A 17,774-nucleotide genomic window follows, 5' to 3' on the forward strand; every position below is an offset into this window, starting at 1 on the left:
AAACGTCGTAGATGGCTGGGGAGGCCTTCCGATGGACACGCTGGATCTGGCCAGGTGGCAGTTCGCGATCACCACCGTGTACCACTTCTTCTTCGTGCCGGTGACGATCTCGCTGGCCGCGATCACGGCCGGCCTGCAGACGGCGTGGTACCGGACGGGCAAGGAGAAGTACCTGCGGCTGACCAAGTTCTACGGGAAGCTGTTCCTGATCAACATCGCGATGGGCGTGGTCACCGGCTTGGTGCAGGAGTTCCAGTTCGGGATGAACTGGAGCGACTACTCGCGCTTCGTCGGCGACGTGTTCGGCGCCCCGCTCGCGCTCGAGGGTCTGCTCGCGTTCTTCCTCGAGTCGACGTTCATCGGTCTGTGGATCTTCGGGTGGGAGCGCCTGCCGAAGCTCGTTCACCTCGGCTGCATCTGGATGGTCGTGCTCGGCACGCAACTCTCGGCGTACTTCATCCTCGCGGCCAACTCGTGGATGCAGAACCCGGTCGGGTTCCGTTACAACACGGCTCGTGGTCGCGCCGAGATGACGGATCTGTGGGCGGTGCTGACCAACAAGGTCGTGCTGGTGACGTTCCCGCACACGATCTTCGCGGCGTTCATGGTCGGCGGCGCGTTCGTCGCGGGTGTCGCGCTGTGGCACCTGATCCGGCGGCCGCTGGTGGACAAGGACGTGTTCCGGTCGGCGCTGAAGATCGGGGCATCGGTGGTGCTGGTGGCCAGTGTGGGCGTTGCGATCAGCGGCGACCTGCAGGGCAAGGTGATGACCGAAGTACAGCCGATGAAAATGGCCGCGGCCGAGGCGCTGTACCAGACGGAGAAGCCGGCGTCGTTCTCGGTCTTCACCGTCGGCACGCTGGACGGGTCGAAGGAGATCTTCTCGATCAAGCTGCCGTACCTGCTGTCGTTCCTGGCCACCGGGCACTTCAACGGTCAGGTCAAGGGCATCAACTCGCTGCAGGACGCGTACGAGCAGTTGTACGGCCCAGGGTCCTACAAGCCGAACATCCCGCTGACCTACTGGACCTTCCGGCTGATGATCGGGGTCGGGATGGCGTCGGCGGCGGTCGCGCTGTGGCTGCTGTGGACGACCCGTCGCGGCCGGGCGCCCGCCCCGTGGTTGATCTGGCTGGCGGCGCCCTTGCCACTGCTGCCGCTGATCGCGAACACCTTCGGCTGGGTCTTCACCGAGACCGGCCGGCAGCCCTGGCTCGTCTTCGGGTTGTTGCCCACGGCATCGGGTGTGTCACCTGGTACGACGAGCGGGGAGGTGATCACGTCGCTGGCCGGATTCACTCTGCTGTACGGCGCACTCGCGGTCGTCGAGACCAAGCTGATGCTGCGGACGATCCGCGGCGGACTGGCCGGGACCGACGATCCACCGGAGGCTTCACCGGATCAGCCCGACAAGCCGCTGTCGTTCGCGTACTGAGGGGCTCAAGATGGAACTGACGACTGTGTGGTTCATCGCGATCGCGATGCTGTGGACCGGGTACTTCGTGCTCGAGGGCTTCGACTTCGGAGTCGGGATGCTGTTCCGGGTGCTCGGCCCCAACGAGCCCGAGCGAAGGGCCGCGATCACCACGATCGGGCCGGTCTGGGACGGCAACGAGGTCTGGCTGATCATGGCCGGCGCCGCGACGTTCGCAGCGTTCCCCGAGTGGTACGCGACGCTGTTCAGCGGCTTCTACCTGCCGCTGTTCCTGATCCTGGTCGGGCTGATCGTGCGCGGTGTCGCGCTGGAGTACCGCGGCAAGCGGGACGATCCGGTCTGGCGCGGGCGGATGGATCTGATGATCACGATCGGCTCGCTGCTGCCGGCACTGCTGTGGGGCGTTGCCTTCGGCAACATCGTGCGCGGTGTGCCGCTGGACGCGAATCACGAGTACATCGGCAGCTTCGGGACGTTGCTCAACCCATTCGCGTTGCTCGGCGGCGTCACGTTCGTGGCGGTGTTCGTCACGCACGGCGCGATCTTCCTCGCGCTACGCACCACCGACGACCTGCGCGTCCGCGCCAACCGGCTCGCCACCCGCGCGGGGGTCGTCGCCGCGGTGCTCACGATCGCTTTCCTGGCTTGGGCGCAGGCGCTGCGCGGCGACACCGTTTCCATCATCGTCACGATCGCGGCCGTGGTCGCGTTCGCCGGCGGGCTCGTAGCGAACCTCGTGCGTCGCGAGGGCTGGGCCTTCATCGGTACGACGCTGGCCATCGGACTCGCTGTGGTGTCGTTGTTCGTCGCACTGTTCCCGAATGTGATGCCGTCGACGCTGGAGCCCGGGTCGACGCTGACCGCGGCCGAGGCGGCGTCCTCGGCGTACACGTTGAAGGCGATGACGATCATCACGGCGATCTTCTTGCCGCTGGTGATGGTGTATCAGGGCTGGACGTACTGGGTGTTCCGGAAACGCGTCATGGTGGCGGCGTCGTGAAGCCGCTCGACCCGCGGTTGCTGCGGAGGGCCCGGGGCGCGCGGGTCTTCCTGGCGGCCTCGGTACTGATCGGTGTCGCGAGTGGCGTGCTGATCGTCGTACAGGCTGTGCTGCTGGCGCACGGCATCACAGGCGTCGTACTGCGAGGCAGTGGGGTCTCCGGTGTTGCGCTGGGGTTGGCACTGGTTGTTGCGGGGCGGGCGTTGCTGGTGTGGGCCCAGGAGGTGGTCGCTCAGCGCGCTGCGGCAGCCGTGAAGTCGACGCTGCGACGGCAGGTGCTGGAGCACTCGCTGAAGCTCGGACCGGTGTGGCTGAGCGGGGAACGCAGCAGTGCGCTGACAACGCTGCTCACCAAGGGACTTGACGATCTGGACCCGTACTTCGCTCGGTACCTGCCGCAGCTCGTCCTTGCGTCGACGGTCCCGGCCGGCGTCATCGGCTGGATGGCGACGGGCGATCTGATCGCCGCCGGGACGGTGCTGGTCACGCTGCCGTTGATCCCGATCTTCATGGCGCTGATCGGCTGGGCGACCCAGGCACGTAGCCGTCGGCGTCAGCACGCGCTGGCGGTGCTGGCGCATCACTTCGCTGATGTGGTTGGCGGACTGACCACGCTGAAGCTGTTCGGACGCGCGAAGGCGCAGGAGTCCGCCGTACGTCGGGTGACCGATCAGCACCGCGCCGCGTCGATGGGGAGCTTGCGGCTCGCGTTCCTGTCGTCGTTCGCGCTGGAGTTGCTGGCCAGCATCTCGGTGGCGTTGGTTGCCGTTGGCGTCGGGCTCCGACTGGTCGACGGGAAACTGGGGCTGGAGACGGCGTTGATGGTGCTGATCCTGGCGCCGGAGGCGTACCTGCCGTTGCGGCAGGTCGGTCTGCAGTTCCACGCGAGTGCGGACGGTGTTGCGGCGAGCGAAGAGGTGTTCCGCGTGCTGGAGACGCCGCTGCCGATGCGGGGCGACCGGACCGATGTGCCTGACCTGCGGGTGAGTCCGCTGCAGCTGTACGACGTGACTGTGCGGTACACGGGGCGTGACGAGCCGGCGCTGGACGGGTTCGACCTGGAGTTGCGGCCGGGGGAGGTGGTGGCACTGACTGGTCCCAGTGGCGCTGGGAAGTCCACCGCTCTGGCCGTGCTGCTCGGGTTTGTCGAGCCTGAGCGCGGTGTGGTCGTGGCAGGGGGCAGTGCGGCTGACGAGTTCGATCCGATCGAGTGGCGACGCCAGTTCGCCTGGGTGCCTCAGCGTCCTGGGCTGCGCCTTGGCTCTATCGCCGACAACGTGCGACTCGGCCGCCCGACCGCATCCGACGACGAGGTCCGTCTTGCTCTCCTCACTGCAGGTGCTGGTGAGCTCGCGCTGGACAAGCCGGTCGGCGAGCAAGGCCAGCTCCTGTCCGGCGGCCAACAACGCCGAGTCGCTCTCGCCCGAGCCCTACTCACCAATGCCCCCGTACTTCTCCTGGACGAGCCCACGGCTGGTCTGGACCCGGACGCCGAAGCAGCCGTCATCAGCGGCCTTCGCGCCACGGGCCGCACTGTCCTGATGGTCGCCCACCGTCCCGCACTGATAGCAGCGGCCGACCGAACAGTCTCCGTGGGAGCCCGAGAGCTGGTGAACGCATGAGCACATCGTGGCAGCTGGTGCGGCCGCAGGCGGGCGTGCGCTGGCGGCTGGCGCTCGCGCTGGTGCTGGGTGTTGCAGCCGCCGGCTCGGCGGTGGCTCTGCTGGCGACCGCCGCCTGGTTGATCACTGCTGCCTCTGCACAGCCCCCGGTGCTGTTGTTGCTGGTGCCGATCGTGGCGGTGCGGGCTTTCGGTGTCGGCCGCGGTGTCTTCCGGTACGTCGAGCGCCTGGTCGGCCACGACGCGGCGTACCGGGTGCTGGGCGAGACGCGGGCTCGCATAACCGGTCGACTCGAGAAGATCGCACCGACATCCCAACGGAAGGGCGACCTGCTCGCGCGGCTCGTGCTGGACGTGGACGCAGTCCTCGACCTCTGGCTGCGTGTGCTGCTGCCGGTCGCGGTAGCAGCCGTGACAGCCGCCGCGACCGTTGCTCTCCTCGCGCTGCTCCTCCCAGCGGCCGGTGCAGCGGTCGCGCTAGCAGTCTTGATCGCCTGCACCGTCGTACCGTGGCTGGCTGCCCGCACCTCCCAACAGGCCGAGCGCAACATCGCCGGCGCCCGCGGCGACGTAGCAGCCACCACCACCGAGACGCTGCTCACGGCGGCGGACGTGCTGGCCTATAACGCGGTCGACTCGGTCCTGGACGACTTCTCCCGCCACGACGCCCGCCTGGCCGCCGCCGAACGCCGCTCCGCCTGGAGCACCGGCCTCGGCAGCGCACTCCTCGTCCTCTGCATCGGCGGTGCCAGCATCGCCGCCCTCGTCCTCGGGAGTACGGCGAACATCACCGGCGCGGTGTTCGCGGTACTTGTCCTCACGCCACTCGCCCTGGCCGACGTACTCGGCGGCATCCCGGCCGCCGCTCAACTAGCCATCCGAGTTCGAGCAGCACTGGGCCGAGTCCAGGAACTCGTGGACACCCCGGACTCGGTGACCGAGCCGACCGAGCCGCTACCGCTCCCGGTCGGACGCCACCTGCGGGTGAAGCTGCTCCGCGTCGGGTACGACGACACCGACGTACTGGACGGGCTCAGCCTGGACATGCCCGCCGGGAGCCGCGTGGTGGTCACCGGGCCCAGCGGTTCGGGAAAGAGCACCCTGGCCGCAGTGCTGCTGCGGTTCCTCGAGCCGCGCGGGGGAGAGGTGCTGCTGGACGGTGTGGACCTCGCCAGGCTCGAAAGCGACCAGGTGCGGTCCGTCGTTGGCCTGCTGACCCAGGAGAGCCACGTCTTCGACACGAGCATCCGGGAGAACCTGCTGCTCGCAAGGCCCGGCGTGAGCGACCTGCAGCTGTGGAAGGCGCTCTACCGCGCACGGCTCGGGCTCTTCGTGGAGAAACTGCCGGACGGTCTCGACACGATGGTCGGCGAGCACGGTGCCCGGCTGTCCGGTGGTGAGCGTCAGCGGCTCGCGTTCGCCCGGCTCCTGCTCGCAGACCGCGACGTACTCGTCCTGGACGAGCCGACCGAGCACCTGGACGAGGAGACCGGCCGGGCGTTGCTCGCCGACCTGTTCGCGGCCGCCGGCGACCGGACCGTCGTACTGCTCACCCACCGGCCCGAGCTGGTGCCTCCTCACGTACCGCGACAGCTGGTTTGCCTGACGTGACAAATGCGTGCGGCGGGCCGGGTGTCTGTCAAGATGGGGAACCGTGTTGACCCCACTGCTTGTCTCGCTCCTGCTGCCACTCGTCACAGACCAGGCCCTGATCACGATCGTCGTCCTGATCGCGGTCGTCCTCGTCGTCGGCACGACCGGTCTGGTCGTCGCCCGGCGGCGCCGTTCCGAGCTGCCCGCGGCCACCAAGCCCGCCGTGGAGGCACCGGAGCCGAAGGTCGGTGAGGACGCCGAGGAACCTCGGGACACTCCGACCCGGACGCTGGAGGACGCCGATCTGCCGGAGACGGACTCCGCTCCGACGACGACGCTCGAGAAGCCGGAGTCCGCGCAGGGCCGACTGGTCCGGCTGCGTGCCCGTCTGGCGCGTTCGCAGGGCTCGCTCGGCAAGGGGCTGCTCGCGCTGCTGTCCCGCGACAAGCTCGACGAGGAGGCGTGGGAGGACATCGAGACCACGCTGATCACTGCTGACGTCGGCGTCGCGCCGACGCAGGAGCTGGTCGAGAAGCTGCGCACCCGGATGCGCGTGGAGGGCGTCGGCGCCGCACAGGCCCGCGACATCCTCCGCGAGGAGCTGGTGGCCCTGGTCGACCCGTCGATGGACCGGTCGCTCAAGGCGAGCCGTAAGGACGGGCAGCCTGCCGTCATGCTGATGGTCGGGGTGAACGGCACCGGCAAGACCACCACCGTCGGCCGCCTGGCCCGCGTGCTGATCGCCGAGGACAAGCATGTCGTTCTCGGTGCCGCCGACACCTTCCGCGCGGCCGCCGCCGACCAGCTGCAGACCTGGGGTGAGCGGGTCGGCGCCCGCACCGTGCGCGGTCCGCAGGGCGGCGACCCGGCCAGCATCGCGTTCGACGCGGTCAAGGAGGGCATCGCGGAGGAGGCGGACGTCGTCCTGGTCGACACCGCCGGTCGCCTGCACACCAAGACCGGTCTGATGGACGAGCTCGGCAAGGTCAAGCGCGTCATCGAGAAGACGGCCGAGGTGGACGAAGTACTGCTGGTCATCGACGCCACCACCGGTCAGAACGGCCTCACCCAGGCTCGTGTGTTCGCAGAGGTCATCGACGTCACCGGGCTGGTCCTGACCAAGCTGGACGGTACGGCGAAGGGCGGCATCGTGATCGCGGTGCAGCGGGAGCTCGGCGTCCCGGTCAAGCTGGTCGGTCTCGGCGAGGGACCTGACGACCTGGCGCCGTTCGACGCCGAGCAGTTCGTCGACGCGCTGCTGGAATGATGTTGAGCTGATGTCGAGCTGATGTAGAGCCGCAGTGACCGGCTTCGTCTCCGGGTGAAGGCCCGAACGAGAAGGAGATGACATGACCAAGTTCATGCTGCTGATGAGCCACGACGGCGGTAACACCGACATCCCGATGCTGGAGTGGGACGAGGCCGACCGGAACGCCCACATGAAGCACCTGGGTGACTCGATCGAGCGGCTGCGGCAGAGCGGCGAGCTGGTCGAGGTCAACGCGCTGACCTGGCCCAAGCACGCGAAGGTGGTGCGGGCGAACGGTGTGAGCGCGCCGGTGCTGACCGACGGCCCGTACGCCGAGGCCAAGGAGGTCCTGGCCGGCTACACGATGGTCGACGTCGAGTCGGAGGAGCGGGCACTGGAGATCGCGGCCGAGCAGTCTGCCGCCCCCGGTCCAGGCGGCGTACCTCTGGAGCAGCCGATCGAGGTCCGCCGGGTGATGGACGGCGATGCCGATCTGCACGACTTCTGACCCTGGTCACGGCCTCGAGGACCTGCTGCGTGAGCTCACACCGCAGGTCCTCGGAGCGGTCGTGCGCTGGTCCCGTGACTTCGCCGCGGCGGAGGACGCGGTCCAGGAGGCGCTGCTGGCCGCCGCGACGACCTGGCCGCGGGACGGCCGCCCGAACAACCCGAAGGCCTGGTTGATCCAGACAGCCTCACGGCGGCTGATCGACGAAGTACGGCAGGAGCAAGCGCGTCGCCGACGCGAGGAACGCGCCGCCCTGCGTGAGGTGCCGGGCGGGGAGACCGAGGAGCACGACGACACGCTCCGGCTGCTGTTCCTGTGCTGCCATCCCGCCCTCACCCCGGCCTCGGCGATCGCGCTGACCCTGCGGGCGGTCGGCGGGCTGACGACGGCCGAGATCGCGACGGCGTACTTGGTGCCTGAGGCAACGATGGCGCAGCGGATCAGCCGGGCGAAGCAGAAGTTGAAGGGCGCCAGCTTCGAACTGGACACGGACCCGGACCGGCTGCGCAACGTGCTGCACGTGCTCTACCTGATGTTCAACGAGGGCTACACGAGTACGAGCGGCCCGGAGTTGCACCGCAGCGACCTGTCGACCGAGGCGATCCGGCTGACGCGCGCCGTACGCGCACAGCTCACCGATGACGGGCAGGTGGCCGGACTGCTCGCGCTGATGCTGCTGACCGACGCCCGCCGTGCAGCGCGGACCGGTCAGCGCGGAGAGCTCATCCCGCTGGCAGAGCAGGACCGATCGCTGTGGAACCACGCCCACATCACCGAAGGCGTGGCTCTAGCGGTCGAAGCGTTCAACACGCCGCCACTGGGCGAGTACCAGATCCAGGCCGCCATTGCAGCACTGCACGACGAGGTCGACCGCGCCGAGGACACCGACTGGCCGCAGATCCTGGCGCTGTACGGACTCCTGGAGGACCTGTCCGGCAATCCGATGGTGAAGCTCAACCGCGCGATCGCGGCCGCCATGGTGGACGGCCCCGACGCCGGTCTGAAACTCCTCGAACCACTCGACGACGAGCTGGCCGGTCACTACCGCCTGGACGCCACCCGCGGACACCTCTACGAGATGCGCGGCGACCGCGCGGCCGCCGCCGACCACTTCCGTGCCGCGGCCCGCGGTACGACGAGCCTCCCCGAACGCGACTACCTGATGACGAAAGCCTCGTCGCTCGGCTAGGGCGTGGCTCCTGCCCCCACGCCTAGGCGTACTGCGCGAACCCCGCGGCCAGGTCGTCATCTGTTGCCAAGAGCAACCGAAGCAGCACCCGTGCCTTGTACGGGTCGAGGAATCCGCCGTCGATCAGGCCGCGCTGCAACAGGTCGGTCTCCGAGCCGGGGGAGTGGTACGTGTTGCGGACCACCGAGCCGGCGCCGGTGCGCGAGGTCAGGACGACCGGTATCCGGGCCGCCAGGTCGCCGAGCACCGGGGCGAGTGCGGCCGGCACATGCCCCACGCCGTACCCGGCGACGACCAGGCCCTGGTGCGTGTCGGCCAGTCCCTGCAGCAGTAGGCCGTCGTCGTCCATGGTGACCGTGTAGAGCGCCACCTTCAGATTGTCGAGCTCGGCCGGCTCGGCGCTGCCCTGAACGCCGTCGAGCCGCAGCGGGCGGGTGAGGATGCCGACCCGGTCCTCGACGACATGGCCGATCGGCCCGGTGTTCGGCGACACGAAGGTCGCCGTACTCGTGCTGTGGGTCTTGCGCACCCAGCGCGCGGCGTGGATCTCGTCCTTGAAGACGACCAGTGCGCCGAGGTCGCGCGCCGCGGGGGAGCAGGCGACGCGCAGCGCGGCGAGGAGGTTGGCGGGACCATCGGGACCGGCCAGTGTCGGGTTACGCATCGCACCGGTGAAGACGAGCGGTTGCGGGTGTGGCCAGACCAGATCCGCCAGAAACGCGCTCTCCTCGAGTGTGTCGGTGCCTTGCGTGACCACGGCGCCCGCGGCACCGGCGGCGACGGCCTTCGAGGCGGCGTCGACGACCTCGAGGATCTTGGCGGCGGTCAGGTTGGCGCTGGGGATCTTCTCGATGTCCTGGATCTCCACCGGATGGCCCAGCTCGGAGAGCCCGGGCATCGCTGCGGTGAGGTCGCCACCGGTCAGGCGCTGGTTGCCTGCCATCGAGATCGTTCCGCCCAACGTGAACAACGCGACGCTCACTGCGTATCTCCTGTCAATTGGCCTGTGTCATGTGGTGCGCGCTCTGACGTGCATCCGCTCCCCTTGCGGGCCGTAAAGACATAGCACCTCGGTCGGTCCAGGGCCGGGATTGGCGAACCAGTGCGGCACCCGGCAGTCGAACTCGGCCACCTCGCCCTCCTTCAGGACGAAGTCCTGGTCGCCGAGCTTCAGCCGCACCCGCCCGGACAGCACGTACAGCCAGTCGTAGCCCTCGTGCGTCTTCTGCGCCACGTCGTTGCCCGGATACCCCTCCGGCAGGATCTGCTTGAAGGCCTGCAGCCCACCCGGCCGCCGGCTCAACGGGATGTGCACCGTGCCGTGGCGCTTGATCGGCTTCGCGTAGATCCGCGGGTCGCCCGTCGGCGGTGCGTCCACCAACTCGTCCAGCTGCACCTGGTGCGCGCGGGCGAGCGGTAGCAGCAGCTCCAGCGTCGGCCGGCGCTGACCGGACTCCAGCCGGGACAGTGTGCTGACCGAGATGCCGGTGACCTCGGACAGCTGGGCCAGCGTGGTCCCGCGCTCGATCCGCAACGCCCGCAGTCGCGGTCCGACCGACTCGAGGACGTCCTCGTCGTTTGCCATACCGGCAACAATACTTGTCGAAAATGAAAACCACGACGCATCCTCGGATCACGTTCGAGACGAGGAGTGCGGGACATGACGAAGTACGACGTGATCGTGATCGGTGGCGGCGCCGCCGGCCTGAGTGGAGCGCTGGCCCTGGTCCGGTCCCGCCGCTCGGTGCTGGTGGTCGACGACGGTACGCCGCGTAATGCGCCCGCGGAGGGCGTGCACAACTTCCTGACCCGCGACGGCACGCCGCCGGGTGAGATCTACGCGCTCGGCCGCGAGGAGGTTCTCGGGTACGGCGGTGAGATCGCCGAAGGCACTGTGACGACCGCGAGGAAGGACGACGACGGTTTCACGGTCGAGCTGGCCGACGGTACGACGTACCGGAGCCGGCGACTGCTGGTGACCACCGGGCTGACCGACGTACTGCCGGACATACCTGGACTGGCCGAGCGGTGGGGGAAGGACGTGATCCACTGCCCGTACTGCCACGGCTGGGAGGTGCGGGACCAGGCGATCGGCGTACTGGCGACCAGTCCGATGGCGATGCACCAGGTGCAGCTGTTCCGTCAGCTGAGTGATGACGTGACGCTGTTCCTGCACACTGCGCCTGAGCCGACCGATGAGCAGTGGGAGGAGCTGGCTGCCCGCGGCATCTCCGTAGTACAAGGCAAGGTCGAGGAGCTCGAGGTGTCCGGCGACCAGATCACCGGAGTGCGGCTGGAGGGCGGCAAGGTCGTTCCTCGGCAGGCGCTGGCGATCCAGACCACTGTGCGTGCCCGCGCGGGCTTCCTGGCCGATCTGGGGCTGGAGCCCATCCTGATCGAGAACAACGGGATAGAGATCGGTACGGCGATCCAGGTCGACGGCATGGGCGCGACAGAGGTCTCCGGCGTCTTCGCGGCCGGCAACGTCACCAATCCGATGGCACAGGTGATGCCGTCCGCGGCGGCCGGCCTGATGGCGGGTGCCGGCATCAACTTCGACCTGATCACCGAGGAAACGGCCTGGGCGCGATCGGAAACTGGCTCTGGCCGCGTGGAGTAGTTGAGGAGTTGAATAGGGGAGGGAGCGAGGGGTTGGGGCGGAGGCTAGGTGCGCGACACGGTCGACCCGGATTTCGCCTCGTTCGTGGATGCACGCCAGGGCAGATGGCTCCGTACGGCGTACCTGGTGTACGGCGACCTCGAACGAGCCGAGAAGACGCTCTTGCGCGCGTTCACGCAGCTGTCGATGCAGTGGACCCGGGTGGACGACCCCGACGCGTTCGTGCAGCGGCTGCTGTACCTGCCCGCGCTGAAGCCGTGGAACCGAACGCCGGCGTTCCCGGACGAGGACGACCAGGTGAAGGCTGCACTGGGCGATCTGACGCCTGCACAGCGCACTGTGTTCGTCCTGCTACACGTGGAGGAGCTCACCGAGTTCGAGGTGGGTGATCTGCTCGGGATGTCCCACACCGCCGTCCACGCGCATGGTCTGACCGCCTTCGGGCGGTTCCGGGCGGCGCTGGGCGCGGGGGACTGGCGCGATGCCCAATGAGGCGTGAAGACGTTCCACCGCTGCTGTTCCAGGCCGCCGACGAACTCCCTGAGCCAGACCTGGCCGACGCGGCCTGGGCAGCCGGACTGAGGGTACGACGCCGTCGTCGGCGGGCTGTCCTGGTCAGTGTGCTGGTCGTGCTGGTCGCACTGCTCGTCGTCTCGATCACGATCGAGGTGGGCTCGAACGGCAATGCGGACATCACGCCTCCGGAGAGACTGCTCAACACCCCGCGCGACTACGTGGCACCGGCCGGTCAGATCGCCGGCATCGACTTCTGGCTGGCGCCCCCGCCCGGCAGCGAGCGGTTCCTCGACCGGCTCGAGACTCCGCTCGGTGACCGCCTGGAGCTACCCAGCAAGGTTCATTCCCTGGCCAAGCACAAGCTCGACCAGGTCGCCGCGGTGGTGCTCGCGAAGAACGGCGATGTCTATGCGCCTTTGCTCCTCGGCCGCGACTCGTCGTGGTCGGAGGCAGCAGTGGGATTGGTTGCGGTCGACGGCCGGCCGCCGTTGAGCTCCGGTGCCGTGTCACCCGACGGCACAGTCGTTGCCTTCCCGCAGCCCGGTGAGATCGTTACCGTCAACGCCTCGACCGCTCAGATCTCGCAATATCGGTTGCCGGCCGGAGACTTCAGCAGCGTGTCCTGGCTGGACGACGCGCAGCGCATCCTCGTGAGCGGACCAGGCGTCGCCTATCGCGTGCTGGTCGGGGAGGGCGGCGACGGCGAGCGGCAGATTGCTCGCATCGAGGCCTCGAACGACCCGGAGGCGGTCACTGCGCCGTTCCGGATCGAGACCGGCTACGTGGAGCGCTACCAGGTCGGCGGCCAGTGGACGGAGGACAGCACGCTCACGCTGCCGGTCCAGTCGTGGGTGGGCCAGACGTTCTCGTCGGACGGCGGGGTGGCCAGGCTGTTCATCGCGAACAAGCTGCCGCAGGTCAGGACGCTGGTCTCGCAGCCACAGGGTGTGGCTGCGGTCTCCACGTTCCGGGCGGCGCCCAGCCGGTTGCTGATGCTGGGTGAACCGTTCGCGGGCTCCGGCCAGACGCCGAGAGAGGGAGGCGACCCCGCCTACGTGCGTCAGCCCGGCTGTTGCTCAGTACTGGGCTGGTACGACCACGACAACGTGCTGGTCCAGGTCCGAGGCTGGGTCTTGGCCTGGGACCTGAACTCAGGACAGGTCCGGAGGGTCACCGAACTCGCGGTCGGCGAGCTGGCTCTCGGACCCGGTGTGCGGCCATGAGCCGCTCCAGCCTTCCAGGATGGCCCGCAGAGTGACGTCGGCCAGGCGCTCGGCGTCCTCCGGCGGCGGCATCGGGCGTCCGGTCAGTGCCCGGACGACGAAGACACCGGCCATCCACTCCACCATCACCACCGGATCCGCGCTGTCGCGGACCCGTTCTCCCCGGGCTCTGGCCCGGTCGAGTGCGGCCTCGGTCAGCTCGATCCGCCGGTCCAGGACGTCCCGGTAGATCTGCGCGGACCGCGGGTCGCGGTTCGCCTCGGCGACTGCGAGGCGGATCAGTGCGAGTCCCCTTTCACTGTTGGCGAAGGCCAGTGCGGTCCGGTAGACCTCGAGCAGGTCGCCGGCGATCGAGCCGGTATCCGCATCTGGTATTTCCATGTCGAACAGGTCGGCCATGGCGTCGTTGGCGAGCAGCTCCTTGCTGGCCCACCTGCGATAGATCGTCGCCTTGCCGACCCCCGCGGCTTCGGCAACGTCGTCAACCGTCATTCCGTCGAATCCCCGCTCCAGCAGCAGCTGAACGGCGTACCGGCGGATCCTCGGCTCTGCCTCCGGGTCCCGTGGTCTGCCGCGGCGCGGCCTCACCCCGTAGATCGGCTCCATTTCTACGTCCCCAGCTCGGACGGGTGCAGTGGCGCGGCTGCTGGCCCGTGTGGTCCAGGCCAGAGTGCCACAAGTTGGCCGCCGGTGAGTCATGTCACCTCGATGTCACCTGGGAGCCCGCTTTGTCACATGCCTGAAACAAATGGACCGATCGGCTGAAACGGCGCGCCGACACCGTGTGCGTTGTGGCCGAGCGGCGGGCTCCCCGGCGTTGTGGAGACCTCCCGACTGAGGACGCCGGCCACCCCCAGTTCGATGGAAGGGATGACGTTGATGGAGATCAACGCCGGCGATACCGCCTGGGTTCTGGCCAGTGCCGCCCTGGTGATGCTGATGACCCCGGGCCTGGCTTTCTTCTACGGCGGCATGGTGCGCATGAAGAGCGTGCTGAACATGATGATGATGAGTTTCATCACCATCGCCGTCGTCACCGTGATGTGGGTGCTTGTCGGCTACTCGCTGACGTTCGCCGGCGACACCGGGCACGTGATCGGTGACTTCTCCGAGGTCGGCCTGAAGGGCCTGATGGCGACGGATTCGGTGAGCGGATCGACTCCGACGCTCGCCTTCGTCGCCTTCCAGTTGATGTTCGCGATCATCACCCCCGCCCTGATCTCGGGTGCGATCGCCGACCGGGCCAAGTTCCGCGGCTGGATCGCGTTCGTGGTCGGCTGGACGCTGCTGGTGTACTTCCCGGTCGCGCACTCGGTCTGGTTCCTGCAGGACGGCAACGGCGGCTGGATCGGCGACAAGCTGAAGGCGGTCGACTTCGCCGGTGGTACGGCGGTCCACCTGAACGCCGGTGCCGCCGCGCTCGCGCTGGCGATCGTGCTCGGCAAGCGCGTCGGCTGGAAGAAGGATCCGATGCGGCCGCACAGCCTGCCGCTGGTCCTGCTCGGCGCCGGCCTGCTGTGGTTCGGCTGGTTCGGCTTCAACGCCGGCTCGGCACTGAGTGCCGGCACCACCGCCGCGGTCACGTTCGTCAACACCCAGGCCGCGACGGCCACCGCGGTCATCGGCTGGCTGATCGTCGAGCGGATCGTGCACGGCAAGGCCACCACGCTCGGTCTGGCGTCCGGTGCGGTCGCCGGTCTGGTCGCGATCACCCCGTCCTGTGGCGCGGTCAGCCCCATCGGCGCGCTGATCCTCGGCCTCGCTGCCGGTGCCATCTGCTGCTTCGCGGTGTCACTGAAGTACAAGCTGGGCTTCGACGACTCGCTCGACGTGGTCGGCGTGCACTTCGTCGGCGGTCTGTTCGGCTCGCTGGCGATCGGTCTGCTGGGTACGGCGGCGGCCCCCTCGGCCGTGAACGGGCTGTTCTACGGCGGCGGCTTCACGCAGCTGGGCAAGCAGGCGCTGGCCAACCTGGTCGTCGGCCTCTACTCGTTCACCGTCGCCTTCATCCTCGGCAAGGTGATCGACAAGACGATCGGCTTCCGGGTCACTGAGGACGACGAGGTCACCGGTGTCGACCAGGTCGAGCACGCGGAGACGGCGTACGACTTCCTGGGTGCGTCCGGCCTGCGCGGCGCGCTGTCCGCCCGCCCGGCCCCTGCCGAGACCGAGAATGGCACCACGACCGAGCCTGCCGAGAAGGAAGGTGTCAAGGCATGAAGCTGATCACCGCGGTGGTCAAGCCGCACAAGCTGGACGACGTCCGGGCCGCGCTGGAGACGTTCGGCGTCACCGGCATGACGGTCACCGAGGCGAGCGGCTACGGCCGGCAGAAGGGCCACACCGAGGTCTACCGCGGCGCCGAGTACGAGGTGGACCTGGTGCCGAAGGTCCGGCTCGAGGTGGTCGTCGAGGACGGTGACAGCGCCGACGTGGTCGACGTGATCGTCAAGGCGGCGCAGACCGGCAAGATCGGTGATGGCAAGGTGTGGGTCACCCCGGTCGACACGATCGTCCGGGTCCGGACCGGTGAGTTGGACGGAGACGCCCTCTAGATGGTGGACAGAGCAGAGCAGCGGCGCGTCCGTGCCGAGGAGGCCGACGCGCTGCTGTACCTGCTCCTCTCCAAGGCCTGCGACGCCCTCGGTGTGCCTACCGAGGGCGTCGCGCTGGTCGCGGTCGGCGGCTACGGCCGGGAGGAGCTGTCGCCGTACAGCGATCTCGACGTGATGCTCGTGCACGTCGAGGGGTACCCACGGGTGGACGAGCTGGCCGCACAGATCTGGTATCCGCTGTGGGACTCGCGGACCAAGCTGGACCACAGCGTGCGCACACTGGCCGAAGCACGCGAGGCTGCCGCGGCGGACGACCGGGTCGCGCTCGGTCTTCTGGACGCGCGCCACGTGGCCGGGGACTCACATCTGACGCTGCAGTTGCGGTCCGTGCTGATGGCGGACTGGCGTCGTACTGCGCGCTCCCGGCTGCCCGGACTGGCGCAGGCGTGTCGCGATCGCGCGTCCACGGTCGGAGAGGTCGCGCATCTCGCGGAGCCCGACTTGAAGGAGGCGTACGGCGGTTTGCGGGATGCCGTCGTACTGCGTGCGTTGGTGGCGTCCTGGCTGATCGACGTACCGCATCCGGTCGTGGAGCGGGCGCGGCGCGATCTGCTCGAGGTCCGCGACGTACTGCATGAGGTGGCCGGTCGGGCGACTGACCGGCTGGTGGCTGATCTCGCGGGTGAGGTGGCAGCTGGGCTCGGTCTGTCCGGACGGGACGAGCTGCTGCGCCATGTGTACGCGACCGGCCGGACGCTCGCCCATGTGTGCGACGTGTCCTGGCGACGGGTCGAGAGCTTGATGACCAAGCCGCCGCGTTCCCGGCGCCGCCAACGGACCGGTGGGCCGCTGCTGCTCGCGCTGGACGAGGGAGTGGGCCAGCACGAGGGCGAGGTCGTGCTGATGCCGGACGCGCGACCGGAGCGGGACCCTGTGCTCGGGCTGCGTGCTGCCGCGGTCGCTGCGGATCGTCAACTCGTGCTGTCTCCCGCTGTCTGTGCTCGGTTGGCCGCGTCGGCTGCTGACTTGCCGGTGCCGTGGCCGGGCGAGGCGCGCCGGTTGCTGTGCGCACTGCTCGGTGCGGGGAGCGGACTGCTTGAAGTGTGGGAGGCCTTGGACCAGGCCGGGTATATCTCGCGCATCCTGCCCGAGTGGGACTCGGTGCGGTTCCGGCCGCCGCAATCGGCGATCCACCGGTTCACCGTCGACAGGCATCTGCTGGAGACGTGCGTCGAGGCGTCGGCGATGGTCCGCGACGTACGACGGCCTGACCTGTTGCTGGTCGCCGCACTGATTCATGACCTGGGCAAGGCGCTCGACGGCGACCACAGCGTGACCGGTGCGGCCATCGCCGCGAAGGTTGCGCGGCGGATCGGGTTCAGCGAGGCGGACTCCGACACCATCGCCCTGCTCGTCCGGCAGCACCTGATGCTCGCGCAGGTCGCGACCCGGCGGGACCTCGACGACCCGATGACCGTGGACATGGTGGCCGGCATCGTTCGCAGTACCGAGACCCTGGACCTGCTGGAAGCCTTGACGTACGCCGATGCGCGGGCGGCCGGTCCGGCTGCGTCGTCACCGTGGCGCATGCGACTGGTAGGCGAGCTGTGCCGCCGAGTGCGTGGTGAGCTGTCCGGTGGTGGCGAGGGCATGTGGACCGAGGCGCCACCCGTTCCGGTGCCGGTGCTGCACCAGGTGGTCGGTGTGGGCCGGCTCGGGCTCACAGTGTCCGACCACCACGGCGATCTGCGGATCAACGTCGCCGTACCCGATCAGGTCGGCACGCTGTCGACCGTGGCCGCCGTACTCGCAGTAGAGCGGCTGGCTGTGCGGTCCGCGGTCATCACGTCTGTTGAAGGACTCGGGATCTCACAGTGGACCGTTGCTGGGTCAGCGCCCGATCCGGTGCGGCTGCGGGACAGGCTGGCCGTCGCGTTGCGGGACTCCAGCGACGTCGTACGCCGATTGGCTGCACGGGACTCATCTGCTGCACGTGTTGCCAGCAGAGTGGACCTGCTACCGGAAGCGTCCGAGACCGCGACTGTCCTGCAGGTGCGAGCCCATGACCGTCCAGGACTGCTGTACGACGTCACTGCGGCTATCGCAGCCACTGGTGCTGACATTCGCTCTGCCCACGTCAGCACGCTTGGTGCCGAGTGTGTCGACGTCTTCTACCTCACCGACCAGCACGGCGCCCCACTCGAACCTGAAGACGCACGAACGACGGCTAAGTCCGTCCTCGATCGGTTGACGTTCTAGTCTCAG

Annotated in this window: 16 protein-coding genes; 13 read left to right on the forward strand and 3 right to left on the reverse strand. The window is 68.6% G+C overall.

Features of this window, described 5'->3' with window-relative positions; genetic code table 11:
• Positions 1-31 precede the first annotated feature (31 nt).
• From EV653_RS40195 to EV653_RS40225, 7 genes are all read left to right on the forward strand, one after another.
• The gene (locus tag EV653_RS40195; RefSeq protein ID WP_134111567.1) at positions 32-1,435 is read left to right on the forward strand and encodes a cytochrome ubiquinol oxidase subunit I; all 1,404 of its coding nucleotides are present in this window, start codon (positions 32-34) and stop codon (positions 1,433-1,435) included.
• 10 nt (positions 1,436-1,445) lie between these two features.
• On the forward strand, positions 1,446-2,435 hold the full coding sequence (cydB, locus tag EV653_RS40200; RefSeq protein WP_134111568.1) for a cytochrome d ubiquinol oxidase subunit II: 990 nt from the start codon (positions 1,446-1,448) through the stop codon (positions 2,433-2,435).
• Positions 2,432-4,057, forward strand: a complete 1,626-nt coding sequence (gene cydD / locus EV653_RS40205; RefSeq protein WP_134111569.1) for a thiol reductant ABC exporter subunit CydD — start codon at positions 2,432-2,434, stop codon at positions 4,055-4,057. Before cydB ends, cydD begins: the two co-directional genes overlap by 4 nt.
• Entirely contained in the window at positions 4,054-5,667 is a 1,614-nt protein-coding gene (gene cydC, locus EV653_RS40210; RefSeq protein ID WP_134111570.1) for a thiol reductant ABC exporter subunit CydC, read from the forward strand. Before cydD ends, cydC begins: the two co-directional genes overlap by 4 nt.
• A gap of 43 nt (positions 5,668-5,710) precedes the next feature.
• Positions 5,711-6,916 (forward strand): signal recognition particle-docking protein FtsY, encoded by a 1,206-nt coding sequence (gene ftsY / locus EV653_RS40215; RefSeq protein WP_370359524.1) that lies wholly within the window; start codon positions 5,711-5,713, stop codon positions 6,914-6,916.
• A gap of 82 nt (positions 6,917-6,998) precedes the next feature.
• Complete coding sequence (locus tag EV653_RS40220) at positions 6,999-7,406, forward strand: YciI family protein (protein WP_134111571.1); 408 nt, start codon at positions 6,999-7,001, stop codon at positions 7,404-7,406.
• A complete protein-coding gene (locus EV653_RS40225; RefSeq protein ID WP_134111572.1) occupies positions 7,384-8,595 on the forward strand; it encodes an RNA polymerase sigma factor in 1,212 nt (403 codons plus the stop codon). Before EV653_RS40220 ends, EV653_RS40225 begins: the two co-directional genes overlap by 23 nt.
• Before the next feature lie 22 nt (positions 8,596-8,617).
• Here EV653_RS40225 and EV653_RS40230 read toward each other — a convergent pair whose 3' ends face one another.
• On the reverse strand, positions 8,618-9,577 hold the full coding sequence (locus EV653_RS40230) for an asparaginase (RefSeq protein ID WP_134111573.1): 960 nt from the start codon (positions 9,575-9,577) through the stop codon (positions 8,618-8,620).
• Between the two features lie 27 nt (positions 9,578-9,604).
• Positions 9,605-10,180: a helix-turn-helix domain-containing protein gene (locus EV653_RS40235; RefSeq protein ID WP_134111574.1), complete on the reverse strand. Its 576-nt coding sequence runs from the start codon at positions 10,178-10,180 to the stop codon at positions 9,605-9,607.
• A gap of 75 nt (positions 10,181-10,255) precedes the next feature.
• Between EV653_RS40235 and EV653_RS40240 the strand changes: the two genes are divergently transcribed.
• The 3 genes from EV653_RS40240 to EV653_RS40250 are packed head-to-tail and all read left to right on the forward strand — an operon-like array spanning position 10,256 to position 12,954.
• Entirely contained in the window at positions 10,256-11,215 is a 960-nt protein-coding gene (locus EV653_RS40240) for an NAD(P)/FAD-dependent oxidoreductase (RefSeq protein ID WP_134111575.1), read from the forward strand.
• A 48-nt stretch (positions 11,216-11,263) separates the two neighbouring features.
• On the forward strand, positions 11,264-11,707 hold the full coding sequence (locus tag EV653_RS40245) for a sigma factor-like helix-turn-helix DNA-binding protein (protein ID WP_134111576.1): 444 nt from the start codon (positions 11,264-11,266) through the stop codon (positions 11,705-11,707).
• On the forward strand, positions 11,704-12,954 hold the full coding sequence (locus EV653_RS40250) for a hypothetical protein (protein WP_134111577.1): 1,251 nt from the start codon (positions 11,704-11,706) through the stop codon (positions 12,952-12,954). The genes EV653_RS40245 and EV653_RS40250 overlap by 4 nt, the downstream gene beginning before the upstream one ends.
• Here the strand turns inward: EV653_RS40250 and EV653_RS40255 are convergent.
• Positions 12,883-13,560: a TetR/AcrR family transcriptional regulator gene (locus EV653_RS40255; RefSeq protein ID WP_134111578.1), complete on the reverse strand. Its 678-nt coding sequence runs from the start codon at positions 13,558-13,560 to the stop codon at positions 12,883-12,885. The genes EV653_RS40250 and EV653_RS40255 overlap by 72 nt on opposite strands.
• 264 nt (positions 13,561-13,824) lie before the next feature.
• Here EV653_RS40255 and EV653_RS40260 point away from each other — a divergent pair, with 264 nt between their 5' ends.
• The 3 genes from EV653_RS40260 to EV653_RS40270 are packed head-to-tail and all read left to right on the forward strand — an operon-like array spanning position 13,825 to position 17,768.
• A complete protein-coding gene (locus tag EV653_RS40260; protein ID WP_166679717.1) occupies positions 13,825-15,174 on the forward strand; it encodes an ammonium transporter in 1,350 nt (449 codons plus the stop codon).
• Entirely contained in the window at positions 15,171-15,509 is a 339-nt protein-coding gene (locus tag EV653_RS40265) for a P-II family nitrogen regulator (protein ID WP_134111579.1), read from the forward strand. The genes EV653_RS40260 and EV653_RS40265 overlap by 4 nt, the downstream gene beginning before the upstream one ends.
• Entirely contained in the window at positions 15,510-17,768 is a 2,259-nt protein-coding gene (locus EV653_RS40270) for a [protein-PII] uridylyltransferase (RefSeq protein ID WP_134111580.1), read from the forward strand.
• The last annotated feature ends 6 nt before the right edge of the window (positions 17,769-17,774 follow it).

Source organism: Kribbella pratensis, assembly GCF_004365355.1.
Lineage (GTDB): Bacteria > Actinomycetota > Actinomycetes > Propionibacteriales > Kribbellaceae > Kribbella.